Annotated in this window: 24 protein-coding genes; 11 read left to right on the top strand and 13 right to left on the bottom strand. The window is 66.2% G+C overall.

Annotated features, from left to right (window positions below; genetic code table 11):
- Positions 1-46: 46 nt before the first annotated feature.
- Entirely contained in the window at positions 47-697 is a 651-nt protein-coding gene (locus J9314_RS08190; RefSeq protein ID WP_210605275.1) for an acyltransferase family protein, read from the top strand.
- Here J9314_RS08190 and J9314_RS08185 read toward each other — a convergent pair.
- Entirely contained in the window at positions 662-1,519 is an 858-nt protein-coding gene (locus tag J9314_RS08185) for a PHP domain-containing protein (RefSeq protein WP_181275360.1), read from the bottom strand. The genes J9314_RS08190 and J9314_RS08185 overlap by 36 nt on opposite strands.
- Before the next feature lie 79 nt (positions 1,520-1,598).
- Between J9314_RS08185 and J9314_RS08180 the strand changes: the two genes are divergently transcribed.
- Together J9314_RS08180 and J9314_RS08175 are read left to right on the top strand one after the other, a co-directional pair.
- Positions 1,599-3,113, top strand: a complete 1,515-nt coding sequence (locus tag J9314_RS08180; protein WP_210605274.1) for an aminopeptidase P family protein — start codon at positions 1,599-1,601, stop codon at positions 3,111-3,113.
- A complete protein-coding gene (locus tag J9314_RS08175) occupies positions 3,110-4,195 on the top strand; it encodes a P1 family peptidase (RefSeq protein WP_210605273.1) in 1,086 nt (361 codons plus the stop codon). The genes J9314_RS08180 and J9314_RS08175 overlap by 4 nt, the downstream gene beginning before the upstream one ends.
- 56 nt (positions 4,196-4,251) lie before the next feature.
- On the opposite strand, the gene J9314_RS08170 is transcribed toward J9314_RS08175, so the two are convergent.
- Positions 4,252-6,177 carry a calcineurin-like phosphoesterase C-terminal domain-containing protein gene (locus J9314_RS08170; protein WP_210605272.1) on the bottom strand — a complete coding sequence of 642 codons (1,926 nt, stop codon included), beginning with the start codon at positions 6,175-6,177 and terminating at the stop codon, positions 4,252-4,254.
- A gap of 301 nt (positions 6,178-6,478) precedes the next feature.
- Here J9314_RS08170 and J9314_RS08165 point away from each other — a divergent pair, with 301 nt between their 5' ends.
- The 4 genes from J9314_RS08165 to J9314_RS08150 all read left to right on the top strand — a co-directional run bounded on the left by J9314_RS08165 (position 6,479) and on the right by J9314_RS08150 (position 11,351).
- Positions 6,479-7,753 carry a magnesium transporter MgtE N-terminal domain-containing protein gene (locus J9314_RS08165; RefSeq protein WP_210605271.1) on the top strand — a complete coding sequence of 425 codons (1,275 nt, stop codon included), beginning with the start codon at positions 6,479-6,481 and terminating at the stop codon, positions 7,751-7,753.
- 2 nt (positions 7,754-7,755) lie between these two features.
- Positions 7,756-8,307 (top strand): DUF1003 domain-containing protein, encoded by a 552-nt coding sequence (locus J9314_RS08160; RefSeq protein ID WP_246490682.1) that lies wholly within the window; start codon positions 7,756-7,758, stop codon positions 8,305-8,307.
- Between the two features lie 53 nt (positions 8,308-8,360).
- On the top strand, positions 8,361-9,482 hold the full coding sequence (locus J9314_RS08155; protein ID WP_210605592.1) for an Mrp/NBP35 family ATP-binding protein: 1,122 nt from the start codon (positions 8,361-8,363) through the stop codon (positions 9,480-9,482).
- Positions 9,483-9,797: 315 nt separating this feature from the next.
- Positions 9,798-11,351: a polysaccharide deacetylase family protein gene (locus J9314_RS08150; RefSeq protein ID WP_210605270.1), complete on the top strand. Its 1,554-nt coding sequence runs from the start codon at positions 9,798-9,800 to the stop codon at positions 11,349-11,351.
- Positions 11,352-11,420: 69 nt separating this feature from the next.
- On the opposite strand, the gene J9314_RS08145 is transcribed toward J9314_RS08150, so the two are convergent.
- Complete coding sequence (locus tag J9314_RS08145; protein ID WP_246490681.1) at positions 11,421-11,897, bottom strand: twin-arginine translocase TatA/TatE family subunit; 477 nt, start codon at positions 11,895-11,897, stop codon at positions 11,421-11,423.
- 82 nt (positions 11,898-11,979) lie between these two features.
- Here J9314_RS08145 and J9314_RS08140 point away from each other — a divergent pair, with 82 nt between their 5' ends.
- A complete protein-coding gene (locus J9314_RS08140; RefSeq protein ID WP_181275368.1) occupies positions 11,980-12,312 on the top strand; it encodes an MGMT family protein in 333 nt (110 codons plus the stop codon).
- Positions 12,313-12,348: 36 nt separating this feature from the next.
- Positions 12,349-12,984 carry an O-methyltransferase gene (locus tag J9314_RS08135; protein ID WP_210605269.1) on the top strand — a complete coding sequence of 212 codons (636 nt, stop codon included), beginning with the start codon at positions 12,349-12,351 and terminating at the stop codon, positions 12,982-12,984.
- Positions 12,985-13,061: 77 nt separating this feature from the next.
- Here the strand turns inward: J9314_RS08135 and J9314_RS08130 are convergent, their stop codons facing one another.
- From J9314_RS08130 to dapE, 6 genes are all read right to left on the bottom strand, one after another.
- The gene (locus J9314_RS08130) at positions 13,062-13,232 is read right to left on the bottom strand and encodes a DUF3117 domain-containing protein (protein WP_135538791.1); all 171 of its coding nucleotides are present in this window, start codon (positions 13,230-13,232) and stop codon (positions 13,062-13,064) included.
- Positions 13,233-13,348: 116 nt separating this feature from the next.
- A complete protein-coding gene (locus J9314_RS08125) occupies positions 13,349-14,584 on the bottom strand; it encodes a hypothetical protein (RefSeq protein ID WP_181275370.1) in 1,236 nt (411 codons plus the stop codon).
- The gene (locus tag J9314_RS08120; protein ID WP_210605268.1) at positions 14,581-15,045 is read right to left on the bottom strand and encodes a DivIVA domain-containing protein; all 465 of its coding nucleotides are present in this window, start codon (positions 15,043-15,045) and stop codon (positions 14,581-14,583) included. The genes J9314_RS08125 and J9314_RS08120 overlap by 4 nt, the downstream gene beginning before the upstream one ends.
- 63 nt (positions 15,046-15,108) lie before the next feature.
- Entirely contained in the window at positions 15,109-16,008 is a 900-nt protein-coding gene (gene folP / locus J9314_RS08115; RefSeq protein WP_246490680.1) for a dihydropteroate synthase, read from the bottom strand.
- The gene (locus J9314_RS08110) at positions 16,005-16,772 is read right to left on the bottom strand and encodes an LOG family protein (protein WP_210605267.1); all 768 of its coding nucleotides are present in this window, start codon (positions 16,770-16,772) and stop codon (positions 16,005-16,007) included. The genes folP and J9314_RS08110 overlap by 4 nt, the downstream gene beginning before the upstream one ends.
- Before the next feature lie 5 nt (positions 16,773-16,777).
- Entirely contained in the window at positions 16,778-17,944 is a 1,167-nt protein-coding gene (gene dapE / locus J9314_RS08105; RefSeq protein WP_210605266.1) for a succinyl-diaminopimelate desuccinylase, read from the bottom strand.
- A 41-nt stretch (positions 17,945-17,985) separates the two neighbouring features.
- On the opposite strand from dapE, the gene dapD reads away from it, so the two are divergent.
- On the top strand, positions 17,986-18,930 hold the full coding sequence (dapD, locus tag J9314_RS08100; RefSeq protein ID WP_210605265.1) for a 2,3,4,5-tetrahydropyridine-2,6-dicarboxylate N-succinyltransferase: 945 nt from the start codon (positions 17,986-17,988) through the stop codon (positions 18,928-18,930).
- A gap of 372 nt (positions 18,931-19,302) precedes the next feature.
- Here dapD and J9314_RS08095 read toward each other — a convergent pair whose 3' ends face one another.
- The 3 genes from J9314_RS08095 to fdxA all read right to left on the bottom strand — a co-directional run bounded on the left by J9314_RS08095 (position 19,303) and on the right by fdxA (position 22,271).
- On the bottom strand, positions 19,303-20,586 hold the full coding sequence (locus J9314_RS08095; protein ID WP_181275375.1) for a citrate synthase: 1,284 nt from the start codon (positions 20,584-20,586) through the stop codon (positions 19,303-19,305).
- A 236-nt stretch (positions 20,587-20,822) separates the two neighbouring features.
- On the bottom strand, positions 20,823-21,944 hold the full coding sequence (gene dapC, locus J9314_RS08090) for a succinyldiaminopimelate transaminase (protein ID WP_210605264.1): 1,122 nt from the start codon (positions 21,942-21,944) through the stop codon (positions 20,823-20,825).
- 3 nt (positions 21,945-21,947) lie between these two features.
- Entirely contained in the window at positions 21,948-22,271 is a 324-nt protein-coding gene (fdxA, locus tag J9314_RS08085; RefSeq protein ID WP_166971282.1) for a ferredoxin, read from the bottom strand.
- A 190-nt stretch (positions 22,272-22,461) separates the two neighbouring features.
- On the opposite strand from fdxA, the gene J9314_RS08080 reads away from it, so the two are divergent.
- Positions 22,462-23,547: a GNAT family N-acetyltransferase gene (locus J9314_RS08080; protein WP_210605263.1), complete on the top strand. Its 1,086-nt coding sequence runs from the start codon at positions 22,462-22,464 to the stop codon at positions 23,545-23,547.
- 15 nt (positions 23,548-23,562) lie between these two features.
- Here the strand turns inward: J9314_RS08080 and J9314_RS08075 are convergent, their stop codons facing one another.
- On the bottom strand, positions 23,563-25,323 hold the full coding sequence (locus J9314_RS08075; RefSeq protein WP_246490679.1) for a VanW family protein: 1,761 nt from the start codon (positions 25,321-25,323) through the stop codon (positions 23,563-23,565).
- Positions 25,324-25,362 lie beyond the last annotated feature (39 nt).

Below are 25,362 nucleotides of genomic sequence, written 5' to 3'. Positions count from 1 at the left end.
GTCATCTTCGTCCTCGCTTTCACCCGATTCGACACCGACGAGGTGAATGTCCGGCACGACCTCGCGCGCAGCTTCCTCGAAGCCGGCCGTCCCGCATTCCACCTGTGGTGCCTCTACGCGTACATTCCGCTCATCCTCGTCTTCGGCATTCTCGTCCTGTTCTGGAAGGGCGGGCGTCCCCGGCGGCTCGCGCCAGCGCCACGAGCTGCGTCCGCCGATCTGGACGCTGTGTCTGCTCTTCGCCGTCTCGGCACTCGGGGTCCTGTGGTGGGAGTCCCAGCGGGAGTACCCGATCGCGAATGCGAATCCGCTCATCGTCGGTCTCGCGATCAGCGTCATCCTCATCGTCTCGCGCATCCGCCTCGGCGATCGGATGAAGAAGTTCGTCACGCGACTGGCCTCAGCCTCGTTCGGCGCGTTCCTCGTCCACGTGTTCTTCCTCGAGCTCTTCTTCGAACACCTCTACGACGTCGAGGCCGGACCTCTTCTCCTCGTCGTCCAATACCTCGGGTTCCTCGCCCTCATGGCAGCAGTGTCCTACGCGCTCAGCCTCACCTGGGGGGCAGACTCCGTCTGCGCCGACTCCTCGGCTGAAACGGCCGGGTGCCTTCGCCCAGACGATCCCGCCAAAGCGACGACGGCTCATGCCGTCTGCACTCGCTCAACCCTGGATGAAGTCGACTCCGCCGGGCCGTGAGGCCGCACGCTCGATGAGCTTCGCGAGCATGTGATCGGAAGTGACGTGCTCGCCGAGGCGGTTCGGCTTTCCCGTCCCGTGGTAATCGCTCGAACCGGTGATGATGAGATCGTGCTCATGAGCGAGCCTGCGCATCGACTCCCGCTCCTGCGGTGGATTGTCCCGATGGTCGACCTCGAGTCCGTCGAGGCCGGCCGCGATGAACTCGGCCATCGCGGAATCGGGCACGACCCGCCCGCGCATGGCCGCACGAGGGTGAGCGAAGACCGAGACTCCCCCGGCCTCGCGGATCAGGCCGATCGCAGTGATCGGGTCGATCGTCGGCAGTGCGACATGGTACTTTCCGTGACTGGACAGAATCGATGAGAACGCTTCGGTGCGGTTGTCGACGACACCTGCGGCGACCAGGGCATCGGCGATGTGCGGACGGCCGATCGTAGCGTCCTCGCCCGAGACCGAGAGCACAGCGTCCATGTCGATGGGATAGTCCTCGGCGAGACGCTCGATGATGAGGTGGGTGCGGTGAACGCGTGCCCTCCTCGTCTCCTGCACCACCTCGGCGAGCCCGGTGTCATAGGGATCGTGAAGGTAGGACAGCAGGTGCACGCTGATGCCTTCATAGCGACAGGAGATCTCCATTCCCCGGACGAGCCCGAGCCCGTAGACCCGCGCCGCGTCGACGGCCGGCGTCCAACCGGCGGTGGTGTCGTGGTCGGTGATGCCGACGACATCGATGCCCTCCATCGACGCTTCGGAGATGAGTTCGGAAGGGGTCTGGGTCCCGTCCGAGAATGCGGTGTGCACATGGAGATCGATGACCATGGTCACAGTCTATCTGCAACTGTCGTTCGCGCTTCCCACCCGCAGGCGCGATGTCGGAGATGCCGCCTAGACTGGGGTCATGACTGAGCAGAACCCAGACACTCAAGACTCGACTCAAGCACTCTCAGACCGCGTCAACAACCGCTCGCATCGACCGAACTCCCAAGCCTTCCGCGACTTCGTCGCCTCCGGTTGGGATCGCACCCCGCTCAATGCCGAGGCCCTCGCCGCCGCCGGCTTCACCCCTGCCCGTCGTGCCCAGGTATCGGCGGCCTTCCTCGGCGAACGCCTCGTCGTTCCCGCCGGCGGACTCAAGGTCCGTTCGAATGACACCGACTACCGCTTCCGTGCGCACTCGGCGTTCATCCACCTCACCGGTCTCGAGACCGATTCCGAACCCGACGCCGTGCTCGTCTTCGAACCGAGCGAGGACGGCCACGACGTGACCCTGTACTTCCGTCCCCGCGCGGGAGCCGACACCGAGGAGTTCTTCTCCGATGCGCGCTACGGCGAATACTGGGTCGGTCCACGTGCCGATCTGCAGGCCATGTCGACGATGACGGGGATCGCCACGGAGAACTCCGCGGTCGTCGACGACGTCATCACGAAGGACCTCGGAGCGATCTCCGTGCGCCTGGTCCGCCAGGCCGATGTCCGCATCGACGGTGTCATCGACCTCGCCCGCACCCAGGTCCAGGCCGATCTGGAGACGTCCGAGGCCGGCGACGAAGAACTGGCGCAGATGCTCTCCGAGCTGCGACTGATCAAGGACGAGCACGAGGTCGACGCCCTGCGCGAGGCCGTCGCGATCACCCGGGCGGGCTTCGACAACGTCGTCTCCGCACTGCCGAAGGCGCTGGGCCATCGCCGAGGTGAGCGCATCATCGAAACCGCGTTCGAAACCGCGGCCCGCTCCGACGGCAACGGCGTCGGCTATGACACGATCGCGGCATCCGGCGACCATGCCTGCACCCTGCACTGGATCCGCAACGACGGGGAGGTCAGAGACGGTGATCTCGTCCTCGTCGACGCCGGAGCCGAAGCCGACTCCCTCTACACCGCCGACATCACCCGCACCCTGCCGGTCTCGGGCACCTTCACCGAGGTGCAAGCGAAGATCTACGACGCCGTGCTCGCCGCCTCCGACGCCGCGTTCGCCGTCGCCGCCGAACATGCGCAGCGTCCCGTGAAGTTCCGGGAGGTCCACGAGGCGGCCATGGAGGTCATCGCCGAACGCCTCGAGTCCTTCGGCGTCCTGCCCGTCTCGGCCGTCGAGTCCCTGTCCCCCGAAGGCCAGCAGCACCGCCGGTGGATGGTCCACGGCACCAGCCACCACCTCGGTCTCGACGTCCACGACTGCGCTCAGGCCCGGGCCGAGATGTACCTCGATGCCACCCTCGAACCGGGAATGGTCTTCACCATCGAACCCGGCCTGTACTTCAAGGCCGATGACCTGCTGCTGCCCGAGGAGTTCCGCGGCAACGGGGTGCGCATCGAAGACGACGTCCTCGTCACCGCCGACGGTGTGGAGAACCTCTCCGCCGACTTCCCGCGCACCCGCGCCGAGGTCGAGGCCTGGGTCCAGGGACGATGACCGGAGACACCGGGACGAATGCCGGACCCGCCTCGGGTCCCGTCCGCGGACGCGGGATCCTCGAGGTCCCCGGCATCCGCCTCGGCCATGCCGACGAGTCCTCGCCCTCCCGACTGACCGGGCTGAGCGTCGTCCTGCCTCCGCCCGGATCCACGGTCGGCGTCGACGTCCGCGGCGGCGGTCCGGCCACCCGGGAGACCGATGTCATCGCCCCGGGCACCCATTCCTACGGCGCCGATGCCATCGTCCTCACCGGCGGTTCCGCCTTGGGACTGAGCGCCGTGGGCGGGGTCGTCGACACCCTCGCCGAGGCGGGGCTCGGATTCCCGGCTCCCGGACTCTCCGAGACCGTCGTGCCCATCGTTCCCGCGGCCGCGATCTATGATCTCGGTCGCGGCGACGGCACCGTCGCCCCGCCCACCCCGGCCGAGGGCGCCCTGGCTGCGCGGGCGGCACTGTCCGAGGCGGAGGTCGAGGTCAGAGGCTGCCTCGGCGCGGGGACCGGGGCCCGATCGGGATTCCAGAGTCTGCGCAGCGGGCTCGGCTCCTTTGCGATCCGACTGCCCGGCGGCGTCACCGTCGCGGCCCTCGTGGCCGCGAACTCCCTGGGCACGATCGGCACACCGGCCGGCGGCCTGTGGTTGGATCCGCTGCTGCGATCGCTGCACCTCGACCTTCCACCCGTCCACGATCTGCCGGCCGCTCCCGTGCCGGATGCGCAGACGGCTGCGAAGAACACGACGATCGCGGTCGTCGCCACCGATGCCCGGCTCGATCCGGCACAGGTGACGCGGATGGCCTCGGGCGCACATGCCGGCATCGCCCGCGCGGTGCAGCCGTCGCACACCCTCTACGACGGCGACACCGTCTTCGGCATCTCCACCGGCTCACGCGAGCTGCCCTCTGACTTCGGCGCCGCCGACCGCGAACTCGTGAGCATCGCCGCGGCTGCCGCCGACGCCTTGAGCCTGGCGATCCTCGACGCCCATGCTGCGGCGGTCCCGGTCGATGCCGAATGGAGACAGCCGCCGGCCCTGAGCGAGATCGCACCGGACTTCACCTCCGCCTTCACCAAGCTCTGACCACCGAAGACGGGGCCCGCCGTTCGGCGGGCCCCGCAACCTGGTTCGGTTTCGCGTCAGTCGTTGCGAGCCGACTGAGCCTCGTCGGAGTCGAGACCCTTCGGCTCCCTGATCTCCTTCTTCTGCTGGGCGTCGAAGCCGTCCTGGCGCAGCAGCTTCTGCGATTCGGACTGCGCTGCTGCCTCGTCCTCGACCACGGTGAACCTGACCGTCTGGCTGAAGTCACGACCGTAGCGGTCGGTTCCGGTCACCTCGGCGGTGTGGGTTCCCAGATCGAGATCGGCAGGAATCGCCGTCCGCCACAGATGCGAGCTCGACTGCCCGACATTGCCGGAGGTGCGCAGGTTCTGCGAGGCCGTGTACGGGTCGGTGTACTCCCAACCCTTCGCCAGGGCCTCGCCCTTGCCCGGCTGAGTGTGTTCGGACCGTTTCGGGCTCTTTCCGTCGAAGCTGACCTCGACACGGGCATCCGAGGTTCCGGCCAGGAAGCTCGAGGTCAGCCACGTCTGACCCTGCTTGAGGTCGTCGCGGGTGACGACGCGTTCGGAGATCGCCTCCGGAGCGGTGCCTTCCTTGTCCGCATCCTGCCACTCCTGAGCCTTCTGCGCCCAGTCGCGCCATTCCGGCGAGTTCACACCGAGCAGCAGCTGGTGATCCTCAGTTTCGTTGCGCACGGTATAGCGTTCGCTGCGCGAGGCGCCGTCGAATTCGAGGGTGAGCACGCCCGGTTCGGAAGCGTCCTGAGTGAACGAGTACGGCAGTCCGTCGGCGTTGAGCCCACCGGAGTACCAGTCTCCGGAGACGGCGCCGGCGACGATCTGCGTATTGGGCAGCTTCTCGATTCCCGCTTCGGCCCATTCCTTCCGCGTCTCCCCGGCCACGAGGTTCTCCTGCGTGTGCGTGTGACCGCCGATGGTCACCGCGTTGGGATAGTCGGCGATGACGTCGTAGAAGTCCTTCGCGTTGTCGACGACGACCTCTTTGTGAGTGAGGATCGGTGCATGGGTGGCGATGACGACCTGCGCGTTCTTCGGCACGTTCTTCAGGTCGTTGGCCAACCAGGTCAGCTGCTCATCGGTGATGTTCTCCTTGTACTTCTTGTTGTTCGCCTTGCCCTCGTATTCGATGCTGTCGAGGACGACGAAGTGGGTCTTGCCCACATCGTAGGAGAAGTGGGCGGGACCGAACTGGTCGCGGAACGTGTCGAGGGCGTGGGCGTCGTCGACGGCGTCGTAGTCCTGATCGTGGTTGCCGGGGGCGACGCGGACGGGCCCGTTGGTCTGCGAATAGATGTCGCGCAGTTCGTCGTTGAGGCTGAGGTCGTCGCCGACGTTGTCGCCGAGCAGCAGCACACCGCAGGCTCCGTAGTCGTTCCGATCGGCGAGGTCGCCCACGGCGCCGTCGCGGGCGTAGCCCATCTCGGTCTTGTCATAGCCCTGGGTGTCAGCGGCGATCGGGCAGTTCTGCTCCGAGGCGGCTGAGGCCTTCGATTCGACCATCGGGAAGTTCACGGCCTTCGGAGTCTCCCCCGTCGGTGCGATGCCGCCGTACTTGAGGTCCCCGGAGCCTTCGGGCAGGTGGTTGTAGCTGAACTGTGCGACCTTGTCCTCATCGACGGGCACCTGCCAACCGGCCGGCTGGGTGACCGACACGGTCATATTGTCACGCACGGGCAGCTCGTAGCGGCCCTCGCCGTCGGTCTGGACGACGTCGACCCCGTTGGTCACCGCGACCCCGGCCACGCCCGACTCATCACCGTCGAGCTTCGAGTTCTCGTTGACGTCGTCGAAGACCTGGCCGGTGAACGTCTGCGGGTCTGCGGCCGTTCCGCGGTCGACCTGGACGTGTCCCTCATACATCTCGGCCGGCGTATTCGCCGCCGTCGCGGCGGTGGGTGAGAGCAGCGGGGCGAAGAGTGCAAGGGCCGCGCAGGCCCCGAGGCCTGAGGCGGTGGTGCGAGGACGGATTCGTCGTGTCTGCATGGATTTCTCCTATATTCGACTGTGGCGGACTGTGCCGAGAAACGACCCTAAGGAGACGGGGCGACAACGAGGTGAAGCCGGCAGGACTGCTTGATGAATAGGAGAAGTGCCTCCGTGGAACCCGATGCCCAATGACCTGTAGCCGGTGAGACGTGCGCTGCATCCTCGTCGGCTCGGCACCGGCACACAGCCGGTCGGAATCGGCGGGGCGGCCGGTCGGGGGCGGCCGGCCCGGGTGTGATCTGGCTTCAAATCGCGGAGTCGGCGCCGCAAACCCCCGGCCACCACGTAGTCTGAGAATATGAGTGGCCCACCGAAAAGAGTCTTCGTCGCCCGACTCGTCTCCGCCCCCGTCTTCGACCCGCTCGGTGATCAGGTCGGCAGGGTCAGAGACGTCGTCATCGTCTACCGGGCGACGATGCGGCAGTTCCCCCGCGCCATCGGCCTCGTCGTCGAGGTTCCCGGTCGACGGCGTGTCTTCGTGCCGATGGGCCGCGTGACCGCGATCGACTCCGGGCAGGTCATCACCACCGGTCTGGTGAATATGCGTCGCTTCGAACAGCGGCAGTCTGAGACTCTCGTCATCAACGACCTCCTCGACCGCCGGCTGCGGCTGCGCGACGACAACGCCCCCGTGCTCGTTGAGGACGTCGGCATCGAACAGCAGGTGAACAAGGACTGGGAGGTCACTCGCCTGTTCGTGCGCCGCGTCCCCGAACGCACCGCCTTCGCCGCATTCCGACGCCGAGGTGAGACGAAGCAGATCGACTGGACCGACGCCGACCATCCCGCCGATTCCGAGGTCGACCAGGAAGCCACCCAGGTCATCGCCGCCTACCAGGACACGAAGCCGGCAGACCTCGCCGATGTGCTCTTCGAGATGAACCCCGGCCGGCGCCTCCAGGTCGCCCGCGCCCTCGACGACGAACGCCTCGCCGACGTCGTCGAGGAGCTGCCCGCCGAGACCCAGATCGAGGTCCTCACCGGATTGGAGACCGAACGCGCCGTCACCGTCCTCGAGGAGATGGAGCCCGATGATGCTGCCGATCTCCTCGGCGAACTCAGCGACGAGCAGGCCGAACGCTTCCTGGCGCTGATGGAACCCGATGAGGCCGAGGACGTGCGCACCCTGCTGGCCTACGACGACGACACCGCCGGCGGTCTGATGACCACCGAACCGGTCATCCTCACACCTGAGGCCACCGTCGCCGAGGCGCTTGCCCATGTGCGCCGCGAGGACCTTCCCGCTGCGCTGGCGGCCGCGGTCTTCGTCTGCCGCCAACCAGTGGAGACCCCGACGGGGAAGTATCTGGGCCTCGTCCACATCCAGGAGATGCTCCGGCATCCCCCACATGAGGCGGTCGGCATCATGCTCGACACCGAGGTCGAACCGCTGGCGCCGGACGCTCCCCTCGGTGAGGTGTCGAAGCTGCTGGCCGCGTACAATCTGGTCTCGGTGCCGATCACCGATGAGAACGATCGCCTCGTCGGTGTGGTCACCGTCGATGACGTCCTCGACGAGCTGCTGCCCGAGGACTGGCGCACCACCGGACGCGATGAGCCCAGGAAGGGGTAGGCATGGCTGTGGATGATTTCGAGATCCCTCGGTCGAGCAAACGCAAGCTGCCGACCTTCACCGTCTCCCCCGAGACTTTCGGCCGCGGCGCCGAAGCCTTCGCCCGCTTCATGGGCACCCCGGCGTTCCTCGTGGGAATGACCGTCTTCTGCGCCGTGTGGCTGCTGTGGAACACTCTGCTGCCCGAATCCTGGCAGTTCGACCCGCGGTCGTTGAACTTCACGCTGCTCACGCTCATCCTCTCTCTGCAGGCCTCGTATGCGGCGCCGCTCATCCTGCTCGCTGAGAACCGCAGCACCGACCGCGACCGGGTGGAGTTCGAGCACGACCGGCAGCGCGCCGAACGCAATCTCGCCGACACCGAGTACCTGGCCCGAGAGGTCGCGGCGCTGCGCATCGCCATGCGTGAGGTCGCGACGCGCGACTTCATCCGCTCCGAGCTCAAGGATCTGCTCAAGGAGCTCGAGGAGGAAGCACAGCCGAAGCCGACTGCCGGTCGCAGCGGCTCTTCCGAGGGTGACGGCACCTCCGCGCATGACGGCCCCGACTCCTGAAGGGTAGTGTTGGAGCCCCGGAAGGCACTGAGCCGGGAGGAGAGGACATGAGTATGACTGGTCTGGATACGGATGCGGTGAGAGAGGCTCTGACCGGCGTCATCGATCCCGAGATCCGCCGCAACATCGTCGAACTCGACATGGTCGACGACATCAGCATCGACGGCGGCAGGGTCACCGTCACGGTCCTGCTCACCATCGCCGGATGCCCGCTCAAGGACACGATCACGAAGGACACGAAGGCCGCGGTCTCCCGCCTCGACGGGGTCACCGAGGTCTCTGTCGTCCTCGGCACGATGACTCCCGAACAGCGCAAGGCGATGAAGGAGAAGCTGCAGGGCAGCGGAACCCGCGAAATTCCCTTCAACCGCTCCGATTCCCTCACCAAGGTCTACGCCATCGCCTCAGGCAAGGGAGGGGTCGGAAAATCCTCGGTCACGGCCAACCTCGCGGTCGCCTTGGCGGCCAAGGGCCTGCGCGTGGGCGTCGTCGACGCCGATATCTACGGATTCTCGATCCCCGGCATGCTCGGTCTCTCCGGCAAACCCACCCGAGTCGACGAGATGATCCTGCCGCAGGTCTCCCATGACGTGAAGGTGATGAGCATCGGCATGTTCGTCCCGCCCAGCCAGGCTGTCGTGTGGCGAGGACCGATGCTCCACCGGGCTCTGCAGCAGTTCCTCACCGACGTGTTCTGGGGTGATCTCGATGTGCTCCTGCTCGACCTGCCTCCGGGCACCGGTGATATCGCGATCTCCGTCTCCCAGCTGCTGCCCGGGTCCGAACTCCTCGTCGTCACCACTCCGCAGGCCGCCGCCGCACAGGTCGCCGAACGCGCGGGATCCATCGCCACGCAGACGAAGCAGGAGCTCATCGGGGTGATCGAGAACATGTCCTGGATGGAGATGCCCGACGGCACCCGCATGGAGCTCTTCGGGTCCGGTGGTGGGCAGAGTGTGGCGTCGAACCTCTCGCGCACCGTTGAGAAGGATGTGCCGCTGCTGGCGCAGGTTCCGCTCGACACAGCGTTGAGGGAAGGCTCCGACGCGGGCACCCCGGTCGTCCTCGGCCACCCCGAGTCGCCTGCCGGACGCGCCTTCGACGCCCTCGCCGATTCCCTGCGCAGGCGCTCCCGCGGACTCGCCGGCCGGTCGCTGGGGCTCAGTCCGGCCTGATCTGGTCTGGCTCGGCCCCGGTCTGATCTGGTCTGCCCCGGTCCGGTCTGATCTGGTCTGACTCGGCCCCGGCCTGGCCCGACCGGGCCCGGTCCGGGCTGGCACGACGCCGTCCGGTGCGATCACCGACGGCTCTGCGACAGTGATGTAACGAAAATGTCGTCTCCTCGCTTGGCCATCACGATCCCATATCCAACCGTCGATTCGGCCCGTGCGGGTTCTTTCCGCCCGCCTTCGGCTGTCTAGACTGGACGGCGGCTTCCCCCTTCCCCTCCTGTCCCTCATCCCCCATGCGCTTCTGACAAGGACCTGCACTTGGCGTTCTCCCCCGATCGCAGAGACATGATCGTCTACACCGTCTTCGCTTATGCCAACGCCCTCCTCGTTCTCGTCCTCCTCGCCGGAGCCCTCGTCACGGCGAGGCGACCTGCCCCACCGGACACGGGCTCGATCGCGGACGAGCAGCGAACGACCGCCGAAGCGAACCTCGACCACCTCGCCGCGTCGCTGCGCAGCTACGCGGTGGTGTCGAAGAAGCGCCGACCACAGCTGGACATCCACATCTTCGGACTGCCGGGAGCATCATCGCTGAACTCAGCGATCGAGACCCGGGTGCTCGACGCGATCGACGATGCCGGCGGTTTCGACGGCCGGGCGGCATTCGAACCCACCCCGACGGCACCGGCGCACCGATGGTCGACGACGAGCTTCACCTCGCCCCGCTCGCTAGGCGGAGGATCGCCCTCTTCGCAGAGCGGAGAATCAGCTCATTCACACGGTGGCGGGCCGCCTCACTCACGGGGAGAGAACTCTCCCTCACAGGAAGAGAACTCTCCCTCACAGGAAGAGAGCCCTCGGGGGTCTCAGGACGGGGAGCGAATAGGCGACCCGCACACCCTGGACATCCGCACCACGGTGCTCACCGCCGGCGGCCGGTTCGTCGTCACCGCCCTGCGGCAGGCGTCGTCACGGTCGCACACAGCCGTCCTCCTCACCGATCTCTCCGCCGACACCACGGTCGATGCCAAGAGCCTGTTCTCCGCACGCGTGGACCCCGCTGCGATCTCGACCGATGACACCGGTTCGCTGACCGTCGACGGTCAGCCCGTCGCCGACGCCGATCTCACCGCTGTGGGCACGGCGGTGGTCGCAGACCTGCACACTCCGCTTGAGATACCGCGCCCAGGCGATCTGCGGACGCCCGACTACTCGTGCACACTTCTGCCCTGTGTGGCGCTGACCTACGACGACGGACCCGGAGAGCCGAAGACCGAAGACGTCCTGCTCGACGCCGCCGATGAGGCGAACATTCGGCTGACCTATTTCCTTCTCGGGCAGAACATCCACGAATTCCCGAATGTGGCCGAGCGGATCGCGGCCGCCGGCCACGAGGTCGACAACCACACCTTCAAACACCAGCGCCTCGACCTCCTCAGCAAAGGCGCGCTCAAACATGAGATCGGCCGCACCCAGAAGTCGCTGTCCCATGTGGGCGGCAGCGACCAGGCCCTGGTCCGTCCGCCCTACGGTGCCCTCGATAAGCCTGCGGCACACGCTCTGGGCGCACCGGCGATCATCTGGGACGTCGACACCGGTGACTGGAGAGACAGGAGCCCGAAGAAGACGGTGCAGAACGTTCGCTCACACGCACGCCCGGGCTCCGTCGTCCTCATGCACTCCATCCACCCGTCGACGGTGAAGGCGGCTCCGAAGGTGTTCACGACCGTCGCGGACAAGGGACTCTACGCTGTGACCGTGCGCGAACTCTTCGCCGGAATCAAGTGGGAGAAGGGCGGTTCGTACTTCTGCCGCGGCTACTGGGACGAACTGTGCTCGAATCCCGAGCACCCGTCCGTGCACAAGAACTGACCCGACCTCAAGAATTGATCCCGCGACGGAGGATCGGCCGCAGGTGGCCGCAGGTGGCCGCGGGTGGCCTCAGGTGGCCTCGGAATCGAACGGTGCCGTAGTCGAACGGTCGCGCAGCTCGGCCTGAGCCTGGAAGCGCTCGATCGGGGACTTCTCACGCATATCGACGGCCCCGCCCGCATCGGCTGAGCCATCCTCGGCCGCGGTGACCTGCCCCTGGGCATCCGCTGCGGGAACCGCAGTCTCGAGCGAGGAGCGTTCCCGGCGTTTGGACTCACGGATCGCAGCATCCTCTTCGACCAGGGCTTCGCGGACGATGCGACGCGGATCGTACTGCCGGGGATCGAGCTTCTGCCAGTCAACGTCTTTGAAATCGTCACCGAAGTCGCGTCGGACGCTGTCCTTCGCGCCCTCGGCCATCCGCCGCATCTGGCGGACGAGGTCGCGCAGCTTCTGCGCGTATTCGGGCAGGCGCTTGGGTCCGATGACGACCAAGGCCACAACGACGAGGATCACCATTTCGGTGCCGTTGATACCCATGAACATGCCACCAAGTCTACCGTGACCGACGGTAGCATCGACTCATGGTCAACTCAGGTTCGGCATCCGCCTCTGATCGGGAGGCATGATGGACGAGATCGCTGTCGAACGGGTCCTGCGCATCGTCGAACTCGTTCCCGCCGCGCGCGTCGCCGCCTACGGGACAGTCGGCGCCGTCGCCGGGTGCTCACCCCGATACGTCGGGCGGGTGATGAAGGAGTTCGGCTCCAATGTCACGTGGTGGCGAGTCGTCAGCGCAGCCGGAGTCCTGCCGCCGGAGATCCACGCCCGGGCGCGCCTGCAATGGGAGTCGGAAGGGACGCCGCACACGCACCGGTCGGTCGACCGCAGCGCTTTCCTCGACGTCGACTCACTCGATGAGCTGTGGCGCACCCACGGAACCGAGCCCGAATGCGGTTAGACTTGGGTGCAGTCAACAGCGGAGAGAGAGGGCCGATTGTCACGCGAAAACGCAGGTGATCTCACCTTCTCCGAGCAGTACAACGGACCCGATCCCCTGCTCGACGCGGCCCGTACACACTCACACGAGTTCGGGCTCGTCCCTGTGTCCCAGACGACGGCATCGACGCTGACGCTGCTCGCCCGGCTCCTCACACCTGTGGCCGCGGTCGAGGTCGGCACCGGAGTCGGCACCTCGACGCTGGCCCTGCTGCGGGGTATGCCGACCGCCGGAATACTGACCTCGATCGATACGAACTCCATTGCTCAGGGCGCCGCCCGCGACCTCGTCGACATGGCGGGCATTCGACCCGGGCGACTGCGGCTGATGAACGGTCGTGCCGAGGAAGTACTCAAGAAGCTCGCCCCGGCGGCCTATGACATGGTCTTCATCGATTCCGAGCCGAGCAACCTCGAGCGGATGATCCAACCGTCCCTGCGGCTGCTCGACTCCCAGGGTCTTCTCGTCATCCACCAGACCCTGCTCAAGGGCGCCGTGGCCGATCCTGTCGACCGCAGTCCGCGGACGCAGGCGGCCAGAGGTCTGCTCAATCGCATCGCCCAGCAAGAGAATCTACAACGCGTGCTGATGCCCGTCGGCGAGGGTCTGCTGCTGCTCCAGAAGCGCCTGTGAATACGACAACAGCAGAGACTTGAAGAAGTCTCTGCTGTTCGTGCGGTGCTGTGTCGGCCCGATTTCGGGCCGTCCTCTCAGAGTCCCAGCGTCTCGGCCAGAGTGTCGTGCAGTCCGGTGGCCTCGTCCCTGCTGAGTTCGATCACCAGACGACCTCCGCCTTCGACAGGAAGCCGCATCACCATGCTTCGGCCTTCTTCGGTCACTTCCAGAGGTCCGTCGCCGGTGCGGGGTTTCTGGGCTGCCATGTGGGCTCTTCCTTCCGTTGTCATGCAAAGACGGTCCACATCAGGTGCACCGAATGTTGTACTCAAGATTATTCCACGATCCCGTCGATCCGGGTAACTTTCCTCTGAACCCTCGATCACGGGGGAAGATCTGCCGGCGGTGTGAAATGCCACAGGTACCCCACCCAGACGATCTGGAGGAGGATGTAGGCGACCAGCATCGCCGCCCGATACCCTCGCGATCGCACCAGGGCCAGGGTCAGCGCGAGCGGGAACAACGGCAGCAGCAGACGCAGGGTCGAGGTCTGCGGATTGAAGAAGATGAGCAGGTAGGCGCCGTAGCCGAGGCAGAACAGCTGCATCGTCCGCCCCATGTGCGCTCCCGCCGGTGAGAAGATCAACGCGAGCATTCCGGCGACGACGATGATGAGCAGCACCGGACCGAGCGGTCCGATGAGGCTGATCGACTGCGCCACCCATTGGACGACGAACGACGTCTCCCCCGTATGCCAAGCAGCCTCGGTGTCGGTGTAGGCCGTCAGGGATCCGGTCGCCCACCACGCGTGGACGGGATGGATGAGGGCGGCCGCACATGACAGCACGCCCAGCGTCCACGATCGGGCCACCTCGGCGGCGGGATACGGGTCGTCCCGGCGACGCAGGAAGCGGTCGATGAGGTGCAGGAGCATGAAGAAGGAGAACGCCACCCCGATCGGCCGGGACAGATCCATGAGGACGACGACCGGAAGCGCCAGCAGGTAGCGCCGCTCGACGACGAGGAAGAGGGCCATGGCCTGCAGCAGCAGCGTCAGCGACTCTGCGTAGCCGGTGGAGAAGATCGCCGCAGGCGGGAAGAACATCACCAGCGCGAGCCCCATCAGCGCCTGATCGGCTGCGACGTACTTACGGAACAGGGAGAGGATGACGATCGCGGCGAGCCCGGCGGCCACCGTCGACACGATCGGCGAGATCACCTCATAGCTGATCCCCGTCAGATCCGACAGGGTCCCGACCACGGAGGGATGCAGCGGGTAGAAGGCCCACTGGTTCTCTGTCACGGCACCGCTGTCGTCGACGGGCAAGACCCGCGGATAGCCCTCCTCGGCGACGCGTGAGTACCAGCCTCCGTCCCAGAAGTTGAGGAAGTCGTTGAGCGTGGTCGTCACCGGGGAGGACGACCAGTTCGCCGGATCCTGGCGTTTGAGTACGGCGGCGAAGATCGACAGGCTCACCACGCGTGAGACGAAGTACACGGCGAGGGCCTGCAGCCAGACGGGCAGGGTGAGGAACAGCGCGCCGAGGCGGGAGAGGCGGGAGGAGTCGAAGACTTCGGGGGCGAGGGTGATTCCGGGCAGGTCTGTAGGACGGCTCATCGTGGTCCGGCGGCCGTGTCCGGTGTGGCCGTCCCGTCGGTGGCATGGGTAGTCGACGTGGCGGGCGCGGCGGTGGCGGGCGTGTCGCTCGTGGGGTCGGCTGCGGACGCGTCGCTCGCGGCGGCGGACGAGTCACCAGTGGCGGCGTCCGCGGACGAGGCAGGCGGCGCGTAGGTTTCGGGTGGCGCCGCGGAAGGCTCGTCCGCGGCGGCCTCGAGTTCGCGCAGGCGCTCCTGCAGAACGGCCATGGCCTCGTCGACGTCATCCATCCGGTAGCCGCGCAGTGCCGGCCGGAAGGTCACGGCGCCGAGGTCGCTGCTGGTGAAGTCATCGGGCAGTCCGATCCACCGTTCTTCGGCTTCGTCGCGGGTCTCGGCGGAGAAGACGTCGAAGCTCGCCGCGATCACGATCACAAGGACGAAGACCGCGGCCGCGACACCGATCACTATCCAGAAGGGCATGGGTTCATTTTCGCATAGGCGCCTGGTCAGAACCCTGAGTAAGGGCCGGACACGGTGTGTTGTTCAGCGCAGGCCGCGCACGGTGTGTTTCGGCACGGCCTCGCCGGTGACCGCCGAAGTGACATCGATGGCGTCGGCGGTGGCGCGGACGTCATGGGTGCGGATCATCGCCGCTCCCCGTTCGATGGCCAGCGCGGTCGCGGCGATCGTGCCGTGCAGCCGCTCCTGCGGGGCGACGTCGCCGATGGCCTCGCCGACGAAGTCCTTGCGCGAGATCGCCAGCAGCACGGGATATCCGGTGGCGGCGAAGCGGTCGAGCTCGCGCAGCAGTCGCAGGGAATGGTAGGTGTTCTTCCCGAAGTCCGGGGTGGGGTCGATGACGATTCGGCTCCCGGGCACGCCGACAGCGCGGGCCGCCGCGGCGAGCTCCGTCACACCGGCGAGTGTCTCATCGACCACGTCGCCCGCGGTCAGGCCGTAGCGGCTGCGGTGGGCGTCGGTGCGTGGGCTCAGCCCTCCCGTATGAGAGCAGACGATGCCGGCGTCGAAGCGGGCGGCCACCTCGGCGAGCTTCGGATCGACTCCGGCCCATGTGTCGTTGAGCAGTCCTGCTCCGGCCCGGCATGCGGCCTCGGCGACCTCGTGCCGCCAGGTGTCGACGCTGATGAGCACGTGCGGGTGGGACCGGGCGACGGCCTCGATGGTCGGGCAGACTCGGTCGATCTCCTCGGCCACGGAGATCTCCCGACCGCGCCCGGCCCGCACTCCCCCGATGTCGACGATGTGGGCGCCGTCGGCGGTGGCGTCGGCCACGGCGGTGATCGCGTCATCGAGGGTGGCTGCGGACTCGTAGAACGAATCCGTCGTGCGATTGATCACGGCCATGATCGCCGGTGCTCCCGGCTGCGCTCGGGAGAGGTCGAAGCGCCCGGTGTCCGGCTGTCCTGTGACTGCGTCTCTCACACCCGGCCGCCCGGGCCGATCGCGTCCACGACCTCGTCGATGTCATCGGTGAGGGTGAACAGGTCGAAGTCCTTCTCAGTGATCGTGCCCGTCGCGAGCAGGGATTCGCGCATCCAATCGACGAGACCCTGCCAATACTCCGTTCCGAAGAGCACGATGGGAAACGAGGTCACCTTGCCGGTCTGGACCATGGTGAAGGCTTCGAAGAGTTCGTCAAGGGTGCCGAAGCCCCCTGGCATGACGACGAATCCGCGCGAGTACTTGAGGAACATGGTCTTGCGGACGAAGAAATAGCGGAAGTTCACGCCGAGTTCGACGTGGTCGTTCAGCCCCGATTCGAAGGGCAGCTCGATGCCCAGACCGATGGACACTCCCCCGCCTTCGACCGCACCGAGGTTGCCGGCCTCCATGATGCCAGGGCCTCCGCCGGTGATGACCGCGTTGCCGGATTCGGCGAGGCGCCGGGCGATCTCACGGGCGTCGGAGTAAGCCCGAGTGCCTGCGTGCAGCCGAGCCGAGCCGAAGATCGACACCGCCGGACCGATCTCGGCGAGCGAGCCGAAGCCCTCGACGAACTCTGCCTGGATGCGCATCACCCGCCACGGATCCTCGTGCACCCAGTCAGTGCTCGAACCCGATTCGAGCAGCCGTTGGTCCGTCGTGGTCTCAGGCACCTGGTCACCGCGCAGCCGCAGCGGTCCCTTGCGGTAGTACTCGGATTCCGGTTCTGTCTCGGGGAGGTCCGGATCGTCTCTGTCCGCCATCGTTCTCACTTGCCTTCGAGGTAGCTGCGCAGGGCAGAAGCGGCCTGCTCCACCTCGGCGACTCTCACATGTTCATCCGACTTGTGGGCGTACAGCGGGTTGCCGGGACCGAAATTCACGGCCGGAACCCCGAGGGCGCTGAATCTCGAGACGTCGGTCCAGCCGAGTTTCGGGGCCGGGGACAGCCCGAGGGTGTCGATGAAGGCCTGCGCGATCGGCCGGTCGAGGCCGGGGCGTGCGCCCTCGGCGGCATCGGTGACGACGAGATCGAAACCGGAGAAGAACTCGCGCAGGTAGCCTTCCGCCTCGGCGGCGGACTTGTTCGGGGCGAATCGGTAGTTCACGGATATGCGGCATTCGTCGGGCACGACATTGCCCGCGACTCCCCCTGTGATATTCACCGCCGACAGCGACTCGCGGTAGTCGAGACCGTCGACCGTGATCGTGTCCGTCTCGTGCTCGGCCAGGCGGGTGAGCACCTCGGCGGCGGCGTGGATCGCGTTGACGCCCATGAACGCGCGGGCGGAATGGGCACGCACTCCGGTGGTGGTGACGTCGACGCGGATGGTGCCGTTGCACCCTCCCTCGACCGAGGCGTTCGAGGGTTCGCCGAGGATGGCGAAGTCGCCGGTCAGCCAGTCCGGGTGGCTGCGCGCGACGCGGCCGAGCCCGTTGAGGGAAGCGTCGACCTCCTCATGATCGTAGAAGACCCAGCTGATATCGCGGGCCGGTGTGCGCAGCGCCGCCGCGGTGACGAGCTGCATGGCCACCCCCGCCTTCATATCGCAGGCTCCGCGGCCCCAGATGACCTCATCGGCGGGGTAGTCCTCGCCGGTCATGGTCGTGCGCACCGGGGGCAGATTGTCCTCGACGGGGACCGTGTCGAGATGCCCGGCCACGACGATCCGCTCGGCCAGGCCGAGGTTCGTGCGCGCGACGACGGTGTCACCGTCGCGCAGGATCTCGAGCTGCGGACCGGGGCCGTCGCTGATGCGTGTGAGCACGTCGACGACGGCATCGGCGATGGATGTCTCATTGCCGGACACGGATTCGATAGCGCACAGGCGACCCGTGAGCTCGGCGGGATCGTCGAGGGCGGCGAAGAGGTAGTCACCGAGCCCGGTCGTGGGCGCGAACAGGGAATCGGTCTCAGCAGATGGATCGACAGTCATGTCCCTTAGCCTAGTACGCCGCCACCGACTAGGCTTGAGGCATGACAGAACGCATCGTTTCCGCACGTGGACTCGCCACGATCCATTCCGACACCGTCCTCTCCGTCTGGTACCCGACGCTGAGCACGGGAGACACGCCCGAATCCGCCGAGGCGGCCGCAGTACCCCACGTCACCGACGACGGTCTCGACGCCCTCGTCGGCATCGATGACGCTCGCGGAACCCACGCCAAGGTCGTCACCACGACGATCGACCTCGACGCCGCCCCCGCCTCGGCGGAGGACGCCTATCTGCGTCTGCACGCTCTGTCCCACCGCGTGGTCACTCCCAATGACGTCAACCTCGACGGCATCTTCGGTCATATCGCCAACGTCGTGTGGACCTCCTTCGGTGCCTGCTCGCCGGAGGACTTCGAGTCCACCCGCGCGAAGCTGATGGCGCGCGGACCCGTCGCCGTCTACGGACTCGACAAGTTCCCGAGGATGACCGACTTCGTCATCCCCTCCGGTGTGCGCATCGCCGATGCCGACCGTGTCCGCCTCGGCGCTCACCTGTCGTCGGGCACCACCGTGATGCATGAGGGCTTCGTCAACTTCAATGCCGGCACGCTGGGCTCGGCCATGGTCGAGGGACGCATCTCGCAGGGCGTCGTCGTCGGCGACGGCTCGGACATCGGCGGCGGCGCTTCGATCATGGGTACTCTCTCCGGCGGTGGAACACACCGGATCTCGATCGGATCGGGCAGCCTGCTCGGTGCGAACGCCGGTGTCGGCATCTCCATCGGCGACGACTGCATCGTCGAGGCCGGCCTCTACATCACAGCAGGCACCCGCGTGTCCGTTCCCGGTGAGGACGGTGCCGTGGTGAAGGCCTCCGAACTCAGCGGTCAGAACAACATCCTGTTCCGCCGCAATTCGGTCTCCGGAGCCGTCGAGGCCATCGCCCGCGATTCGAAGGGCATCGAGCTCAACCCTGACCTGCACTGATCACCAGCAGTCTGCTGCACGGCGGCCAGCCTGGCGGCCACGGGCAGTCGCGAACCGTGCGACGGTTTCGCGAGAGGGCGCGTTCACACGACGTGGACGCGCCCTCTCGCATTCATCGCCGCAGCGACTCATTGCAGGAAGCTGCGGCCATCCATCACCGTTGGCGCCGAGACATACCAGCAACCGCATATCACCGCGGTCCTGCGGGGCGTGGTGCCGCGAACGGTGAGGGATGCACCCAGCACGCGCTCAAAACGGGTCGCGAGGCACGAGGGGCCGCGGGTGGCCGTGCACTCGCTGGTGAATGCGCGACGGCGTCGGGCAGAGAGTTCTGCACCGACGCCGTCGCGTGGTTTGTTCAGCCGCAGAGGCTCAGCGGTCGCTGATGTCCTTGTAGGTGCGTGAGTGCTCGCCCGTGTAGATCTGGCGCGGACGGCCGATCTTCGTCTCGGGATCCTTGATCATCTCACGCCACTGAGCGATCCACCCGGGCAGGCGGCCGACGGAGAAGAGCACCGTGAACATGTTCGTCGGGAAGCCGAGCGCCTTGTAGATCAGGCCCGTGTAGAAGTCCACGTTCGGGTAGAGCTTGCGCTCGACGAAGTAGTCATCCGCAAGAGCGATCTCTTCGAGCTGCTGAGCGAGTTCGAGCAGCGGGTCTCCGCCGGAGCGCGCCAGCACCTCGTCGGCGGTCTTCTTGATGATCTTCGCGCGGGGATCGTAGTTCTTGTACACACGATGCCCGAAGCCCATGAGACGAACGCCGTCTTCCTTGTTCTTCACGCGCTCCATGAACTTCTTCGGACCGTCGTCGGAGGCCGCGATCTGCTGCAGCATCTCGAGCACCGCGGAGTTCGCACCGCCGTGGAGCGGTCCGGCCAGAGCGTTGACGCCGGCCGAGATCGACTGGAACACATTCGCCTGGGACGAACCGACGAGGCGCACGGTCGAGGTCGAGCAGTTCTGCTCATGGTCGGCGTGGAGGATGAACAGCTGATCCATCGCCTTGACCGCCAGCGGATCCGGCTCGTACTCCTCGGCGGGAACTCCGAAGTTCACGCGCAGGAAGTTCTCGACCAGGCTGAGCGAGTTGTCCGGATGGATGACCGGCAGTCCCATGTTCTTCCGGTGGGCCAACGCAGCGATCGTCGGCATCTTCGCGAGCAGGCGGAACGACGAGGTGTCGATCTGGCCCTCGTCAAAGACATCGAGGTCATCTTGGTAGAACGTCGACAAAGCCGCGACGGCTGCTGCAACCATAGGCATCGGATGCGCATCGTAGGGGAAAGCACGGAAGAAGCGGCGCAGATCCTCGTGGACGATCGTGTGTCCGCGCAGACGCGCATCGAAGGCATCGTACTGTTCCTGAGTGGGCAGCTCACCGTAGATGAGGAGGTAGCAGACTTCAACGAAGTTCGACTGCTCGGCAAGCTGTTCGATCGGGTACCCGCGGTACTGCAGCACACCTTCGTCACCGTCGATGAAGGTGATGGCCGACGAGGTGGATGCGGTGTTGGCAAACCCTGGATCGTATGTGACCGAACCGGTCTCTTTGAGCAGAGAGCCGATGCGGTATCCGTTGTTGCCCGCCGACGCTGACACCTCGGGCAGTGTCAGCTCCGTGTCAGCGATCCTGAGGTTCGCCTCCGAAGTCATTCGATCTCCTCACCGTTGACGTACCTCAAGAACTTCCTGAGGTGTCTTGCACAGTTCCATCAAAGACTACCGACATCTGCAGGAATGAGAAAATCACTGCACTCTGCATCTACTGGTCAGTAATACTTTTGACCTGGTCAGACACTGATTTCGCCGTTCTGAACGTGAGCCCAGCGTCACCTTGGCGAACGCTGCGCAGACAGCGCGCAGCACCTCACCCGTCTCCGCACGAAGCCTCACTCAGCGGCCGCGCGAAGCCGGTCCGAAGCCGCTTCGATCCGTTCGTCGCTGGCGGTCAGCGCCAGCCGGATATGATCGTCGGCGGCCTCCCCGTAGAACTCCCCCGGGCCCGCAATGATGCCCAGTTCGGCCAGGTCAGCCAGGGAGTCCCAGCAGTTCCTGCCCGCCGTGGACCACAGGTAGAGGCCGGCTGTCGAGTGATCGATGCGGAATCCGAAGCTCTCGAGGCCGGAGCGCAGCAGCTCCCGCCTCCGACGGTAGATCTCCTTCTGCGCGCGAACGTGGTCGGTGTCGTGCAGCCCCGCGATCATCGCCGCTTGGATCGGGAACGGCACGATCATTCCCGCGTGCTTGCGGGAACGGGTGAGGTCGGCGATGAGTGCGGCGTCTCCCGCGACGAAGGCCGCCCGGTATCCGGCGAGGTTGGACTGCTTCGACATCGAGTACACGCTGAGCACGCCTTCGCGGCTCTCCCCCGCCGCCGACAGCACGCTCGGTGCCGGTTCGTCGGATTCCCAGTTGAGCAATCCGTAGCACTCGTCGGAGGCGAGCACGACTCCGGCTTCGCGGGCACGACGGACCACCTCGGCGAGGGTGCCGGCGTCGAGGACCTCCCCGGTCGGGTTGCTCGGGGTGTTGATCCACAGCAGGCCGATGCCTTCGAGTGAGGCACCGGCGGCCACCTCGGCGGCATCGATGCGCACACAATCAACCCCGGCGATCGTCGCACCCATCTCATAGGTCGGGTAGGCCGCAGCGGGACAGGCCACAGTCAGGCCATTCTGTCGCAGACCGAGCAGCGTCGGCAGCCAGGCCACGAGCTCCTTCGAACCCACGGTCGGCAGGATCTCCGTCGCCGGATCGAGGGTCACCGAATGCCAGGTCTCGTACCACCAGGCGATGGCTTCGCGCAGTTCCGCGGTGCCGGCAGTCGTCGGGTATCCGTGGGCGTCTCCGGCATCGGCCAGCGCCCGCCGGATGACCTCGGGCGTCGGATCGACGGGGGTGCCGATCGACAGATCGCAGACGCCCCCGGGGTGTTCAGCCGCCCGTCGGCGGAAGTCGGTGAGCCGGTCCCAGGGGTAGTCCGGCAGGTTCAGACCATGGGAATTCGTCATCGCTCAGTCGTTGTTCTGAGGCGGCAGCGCCGAGATGATCGAGTGGTCCTTGTGCGTGTTGCCGAGCTTGGCGGCACCGCCGGGCGAACCGAGATCGTCGAAGAATTCGACGTTGGCCTTGTAGTACTCTTCCCATTCCTCGGGAACGTCGTCTTCGTAGAAGATCGCCTCGACCGGGCAGACCGGTTCGCAGGCGCCGCAGTCGACGCATTCGTCGGGGTGGATGTAGAGGCTGCGTTCGCCCTCATAGATGCAGTCGACCGGACATTCGTCGATGCAGGCCTTGTCTTTGATATCGACGCAGGGCTGGGCGATGATGTACGTCACTGGACTGACTCCTTGGAAGACTCACGGATGGTGCGCATATACCTCCCACAATACGCCCTCACCCGTTGCCGGTGACCACCCGCCCGAGGTGATTCGCATTGCATCCGGCCTCCCTCCTCATGCCTGCGAGGCACCGGCCCCGCGGTGTCATAGGGTGGGAGGGCACACGATCGACGGAGGAAGGTACGAAGTGGACGATCTGCAGCCCGGCAGACGAGTGGTCATCCGGTATTCCCTCGAGCCCGGCGACACCCATTCGACCTCGGACGCGCTCGGTGTCGTCACCTCCGCCGACGAGGCGGTCGTCGACATCGACACGAAGCGCGGTCCCCTGCGCATCCCCCGCCCCCAGGTCCTCCTCGTCCACGAGGTGCCGCCCGCACCGACCCGGTCCGGTCGGACGCATGAGATCGTCTCCGCGGTCGATCTGCGCCGCATCTCCGCCGCCGCCTGGCTGCCTGCTGACGTGTCCTGGCTGCATGTGGAGAACCTCCGCAACGAAGGCGGCGAATCCGATGCCGAGATCGGCCTGCTGCAGAAGGGCTGGCTGCTGCGCAGTTCGGATTCGGCCACGCGCCGCGCCAACAGCTGCCTCCCCGTGACAGATTCCGGTCTGGGCTGGGAGCAGGGACTCGACGCCGTCGAGGAGTGGTACCGGAATCGGGAGAAGCCGAGCCGGATCCAGATCTACTCCGCCGACGATTCCTCGGCTCTGGCTCCCGAGTGCGAGGGGCTCGCTCCTCTGCTCTCGGCCCGCGGGTACTCCCCCTCCGAGGCCGTCCTCCTGCTCACCGGTTCCACCGCCGAGGCGGCCGACGGAGCGTCGAACCCCGCCGAGGCGGCCGCCCCCGGCCTCATCATCGATGTCGCCGATGCGCCGACGCCCGAGCATTTCGCGGCCTGGACGAGTCAGCGCAGCACTGGCGATGCGCCCGGCTCGGACGAGTCGTTCCGAGGGCTGATCGAAGCCGACCAGCCCTGCGAGTTCGTCACCGCCTATGCCGAGCACCCCGACGGCTCCCGCTCGATGGTTGCGGCGTGCCGGGTCGTCGAACGCAGCAAATGGGGCGTCATCACGAATCTCATCACCCGCCCGGACCTGCGCCGCAGAGGTGCCGGCCGTGCGGTCGTCCGAGCCGCCGCGGCACTGCTGGCTCAGCGCGGGGTCCGGTCCTACCTCGTCGACATCGAGGTCGGCAACGAGGCGTCGCTGGGCCTCTTCACCTCACTCGGGGCGACGGTGCGCCATCGGTCCTGGTATGCCGAACAGGGCTGAACTCAGCCACGTGGATCAGTCCTTGCACTCGACCTTGTTCACCGGCCGGTAGACGGTGGTGAAGCCGTCCTTCGACGTCCGGCCCGATGCGATGTCCTTCATCGTGCGGGAGATCCGGATCGACCATCCGCCCTTGGGCGACTGCGGTGTGCACGATGCGCCGCTTTCGGTGACGGATCCGGCCGAGGTGAAGTCGAAGCGGTCCGAGGAGTGGGCCTTGACGTCGTACTTCTTGACGCCGAAGACCTTCGCGTGGACCTCTCCGCCTTTGAGATACATGTCGAGGACGACCGGAGTCTTCGAGTTGTTCGTGAACTTCAGGTCGATCGACGACCAGTCGAGCGTGGACTCCCGGCCTTCCGGGTAGCGGGAGATGTACCGCGAGTGCGCCTGGTGTTCGTCGAGGTCGAAGCCGGCGAAGAAGGCGGCGTTGAACAGGGTCGTCGACACCTGTGAGACTCCCCCGCCGAAGTCCTCCTTCATCTGTCCCTCGGAGATCACGCCTGCGGGTTTGTAGCCGTTGGCAGCGGTGCGCTGTCCGAGCGCCTCGTTGAGCGAGAACTGCTCTCCTGGTCTGAGCACGGTCCCGGAGACCTTCTTGGCGGCCACACGCAGGTTGGTGTCACGGTTGGGTTCGGAGTTGTACCCTGTGGAGAACTCGGACACGGTGTCGGAGACGTCGGCCTTCTTCGCGTCCTTCGTCGTGAAGTCGGGTTCGACCGAGGCCAGAGTCACCGTGGGCGTCGCGGAATCGTCTTTGATCGCATCGGTGACGGCGGCCGTCAGTTCCTTCGCCTTGATTCCGATTCCGTCAACGGCCGGGACGACCTCCGGCTTGCCGTCCTTGATCGTGAAGCTCGCGTCCTCTGCGGGCTTGCCGATGTCCTTGTTCGCGGCGAGAACCGCTTCCTGCAGTTCGTCCTTGTCGAAGACGGGCACCAGCTTCGAGTCCTTCTTGTCGAAGGTCAGCGTCTTGGCGATGGTCTCCGGCGACACCGTCAGGTCCCCGCCCTTGACGTCGGAGTCTGCATCCTTCCCAGCCTCGGCAGTGATGGTGCGGTCCTTGCTCACCGCGTCCTTCGCGAAACCGGAGGCCGTCTCCTTCGCCTCGGGGGTGGTGATGTCCGGATCGACTTTCTCCGGTCCGACCGGCAGTGCGTCTTCGCTGCGCAGCCAGTGCCGATCAACGGCGGTGCGCACCGCGTCGGCGTCGACGGTCTGTCCGACCGTTCCGTCCTTGACCGTCGGCTTCGTCTTCTCAAAGCTCAGTTCTGCGTCCTTCGGTTCGACGGCGAGGGACTCGGTGACCTTGTCTGTGGCTTTGTCGAACTTCTTCTCATCGACGTCGATGACCGGCGCGACCTCGTCGTCGCCGAAGAGTCGATGCCAGATGACGGTGGGGTCGAGGCTGAATCCCGTCACCTTGGACACGGTGGCCTCGGCATCGAAGGTGATGCCGGCTTCGGCGGGGTCCAGCTTCGCGGTGGGTTCCCCGGCCTGGAGGGTGATCTTCTGCTCCGCCGTGTCCTTGAGGTCATTGCGCAGAGTATTCTCGGCGTCAGTGGCGCTCTTGCCGCCGATGTCGATGCCGGCAACGGTGGTTCCCGGGGTCAGGACGCGTCCGCTGAAGAAGCCGATGACGACGTAGATCACTGCCAGGACGATGACGGCGCCGAGCGCGAACGGCCAGATGCTCCGCTTCTTCTCCTCATCGCCTGCTGAACGCGGCCCTTCGGGCGTCGGCGTTCCGTCGGACAGGGTCTGGGTCGGCATCATTCTCCCGAGTGTGTCGAAGAAGACTGGTTCGGTTCTGTT

The organism is Brevibacterium oceani (genome assembly GCF_017948325.1).
Lineage (GTDB): Bacteria > Actinomycetota > Actinomycetes > Actinomycetales > Brevibacteriaceae > Brevibacterium > Brevibacterium oceani.
This window is presented reverse-complemented; position numbering and strand designations above follow the sequence as displayed.

Excerpts from the sequence above, each read along its gene's own strand:
- J9314_RS08190 (WP_210605275.1), top strand. The coding sequence starts at position 47 with ATGTCCGGCACGACCTCGCGCGCAGCTTCCTCGAAGCCGGCCGTCCCG.
- J9314_RS08185 (WP_181275360.1), bottom strand. The coding sequence starts at position 1,519 with ATGGTCATCGATCTCCATGTGCACACCGCATTCTCGGACGGGACCCAG.
- J9314_RS08180 (WP_210605274.1), top strand. The coding sequence starts at position 1,599 with ATGACTGAGCAGAACCCAGACACTCAAGACTCGACTCAAGCACTCTCA.
- J9314_RS08175 (WP_210605273.1), top strand. The coding sequence starts at position 3,110 with ATGACCGGAGACACCGGGACGAATGCCGGACCCGCCTCGGGTCCCGTC.
- J9314_RS08170 (WP_210605272.1), bottom strand. The coding sequence starts at position 6,177 with ATGCAGACACGACGAATCCGTCCTCGCACCACCGCCTCAGGCCTCGGG.
- J9314_RS08165 (WP_210605271.1), top strand. The coding sequence starts at position 6,479 with ATGAGTGGCCCACCGAAAAGAGTCTTCGTCGCCCGACTCGTCTCCGCC.
- J9314_RS08160 (WP_246490682.1), top strand. The coding sequence starts at position 7,756 with ATGGCTGTGGATGATTTCGAGATCCCTCGGTCGAGCAAACGCAAGCTG.
- J9314_RS08155 (WP_210605592.1), top strand. The coding sequence starts at position 8,361 with ATGACTGGTCTGGATACGGATGCGGTGAGAGAGGCTCTGACCGGCGTC.
- J9314_RS08145 (WP_246490681.1), bottom strand. The coding sequence starts at position 11,897 with ATGTTCATGGGTATCAACGGCACCGAAATGGTGATCCTCGTCGTTGTG.
- J9314_RS08140 (WP_181275368.1), top strand. The coding sequence starts at position 11,980 with ATGGACGAGATCGCTGTCGAACGGGTCCTGCGCATCGTCGAACTCGTT.
- J9314_RS08130 (WP_135538791.1), bottom strand. The coding sequence starts at position 13,232 with ATGGCAGCCCAGAAACCCCGCACCGGCGACGGACCTCTGGAAGTGACC.
- J9314_RS08125 (WP_181275370.1), bottom strand. The coding sequence starts at position 14,584 with ATGAGCCGTCCTACAGACCTGCCCGGAATCACCCTCGCCCCCGAAGTC.
- J9314_RS08120 (WP_210605268.1), bottom strand. The coding sequence starts at position 15,045 with ATGCCCTTCTGGATAGTGATCGGTGTCGCGGCCGCGGTCTTCGTCCTT.
- J9314_RS08110 (WP_210605267.1), bottom strand. The coding sequence starts at position 16,772 with ATGGCGGACAGAGACGATCCGGACCTCCCCGAGACAGAACCGGAATCC.
- dapE (WP_210605266.1), bottom strand. The coding sequence starts at position 17,944 with ATGACTGTCGATCCATCTGCTGAGACCGATTCCCTGTTCGCGCCCACG.
- dapD (WP_210605265.1), top strand. The coding sequence starts at position 17,986 with ATGACAGAACGCATCGTTTCCGCACGTGGACTCGCCACGATCCATTCC.
- J9314_RS08095 (WP_181275375.1), bottom strand. The coding sequence starts at position 20,586 with ATGACTTCGGAGGCGAACCTCAGGATCGCTGACACGGAGCTGACACTG.
- dapC (WP_210605264.1), bottom strand. The coding sequence starts at position 21,944 with ATGACGAATTCCCATGGTCTGAACCTGCCGGACTACCCCTGGGACCGG.
- J9314_RS08075 (WP_246490679.1), bottom strand. The coding sequence starts at position 25,323 with ATGATGCCGACCCAGACCCTGTCCGACGGAACGCCGACGCCCGAAGGG.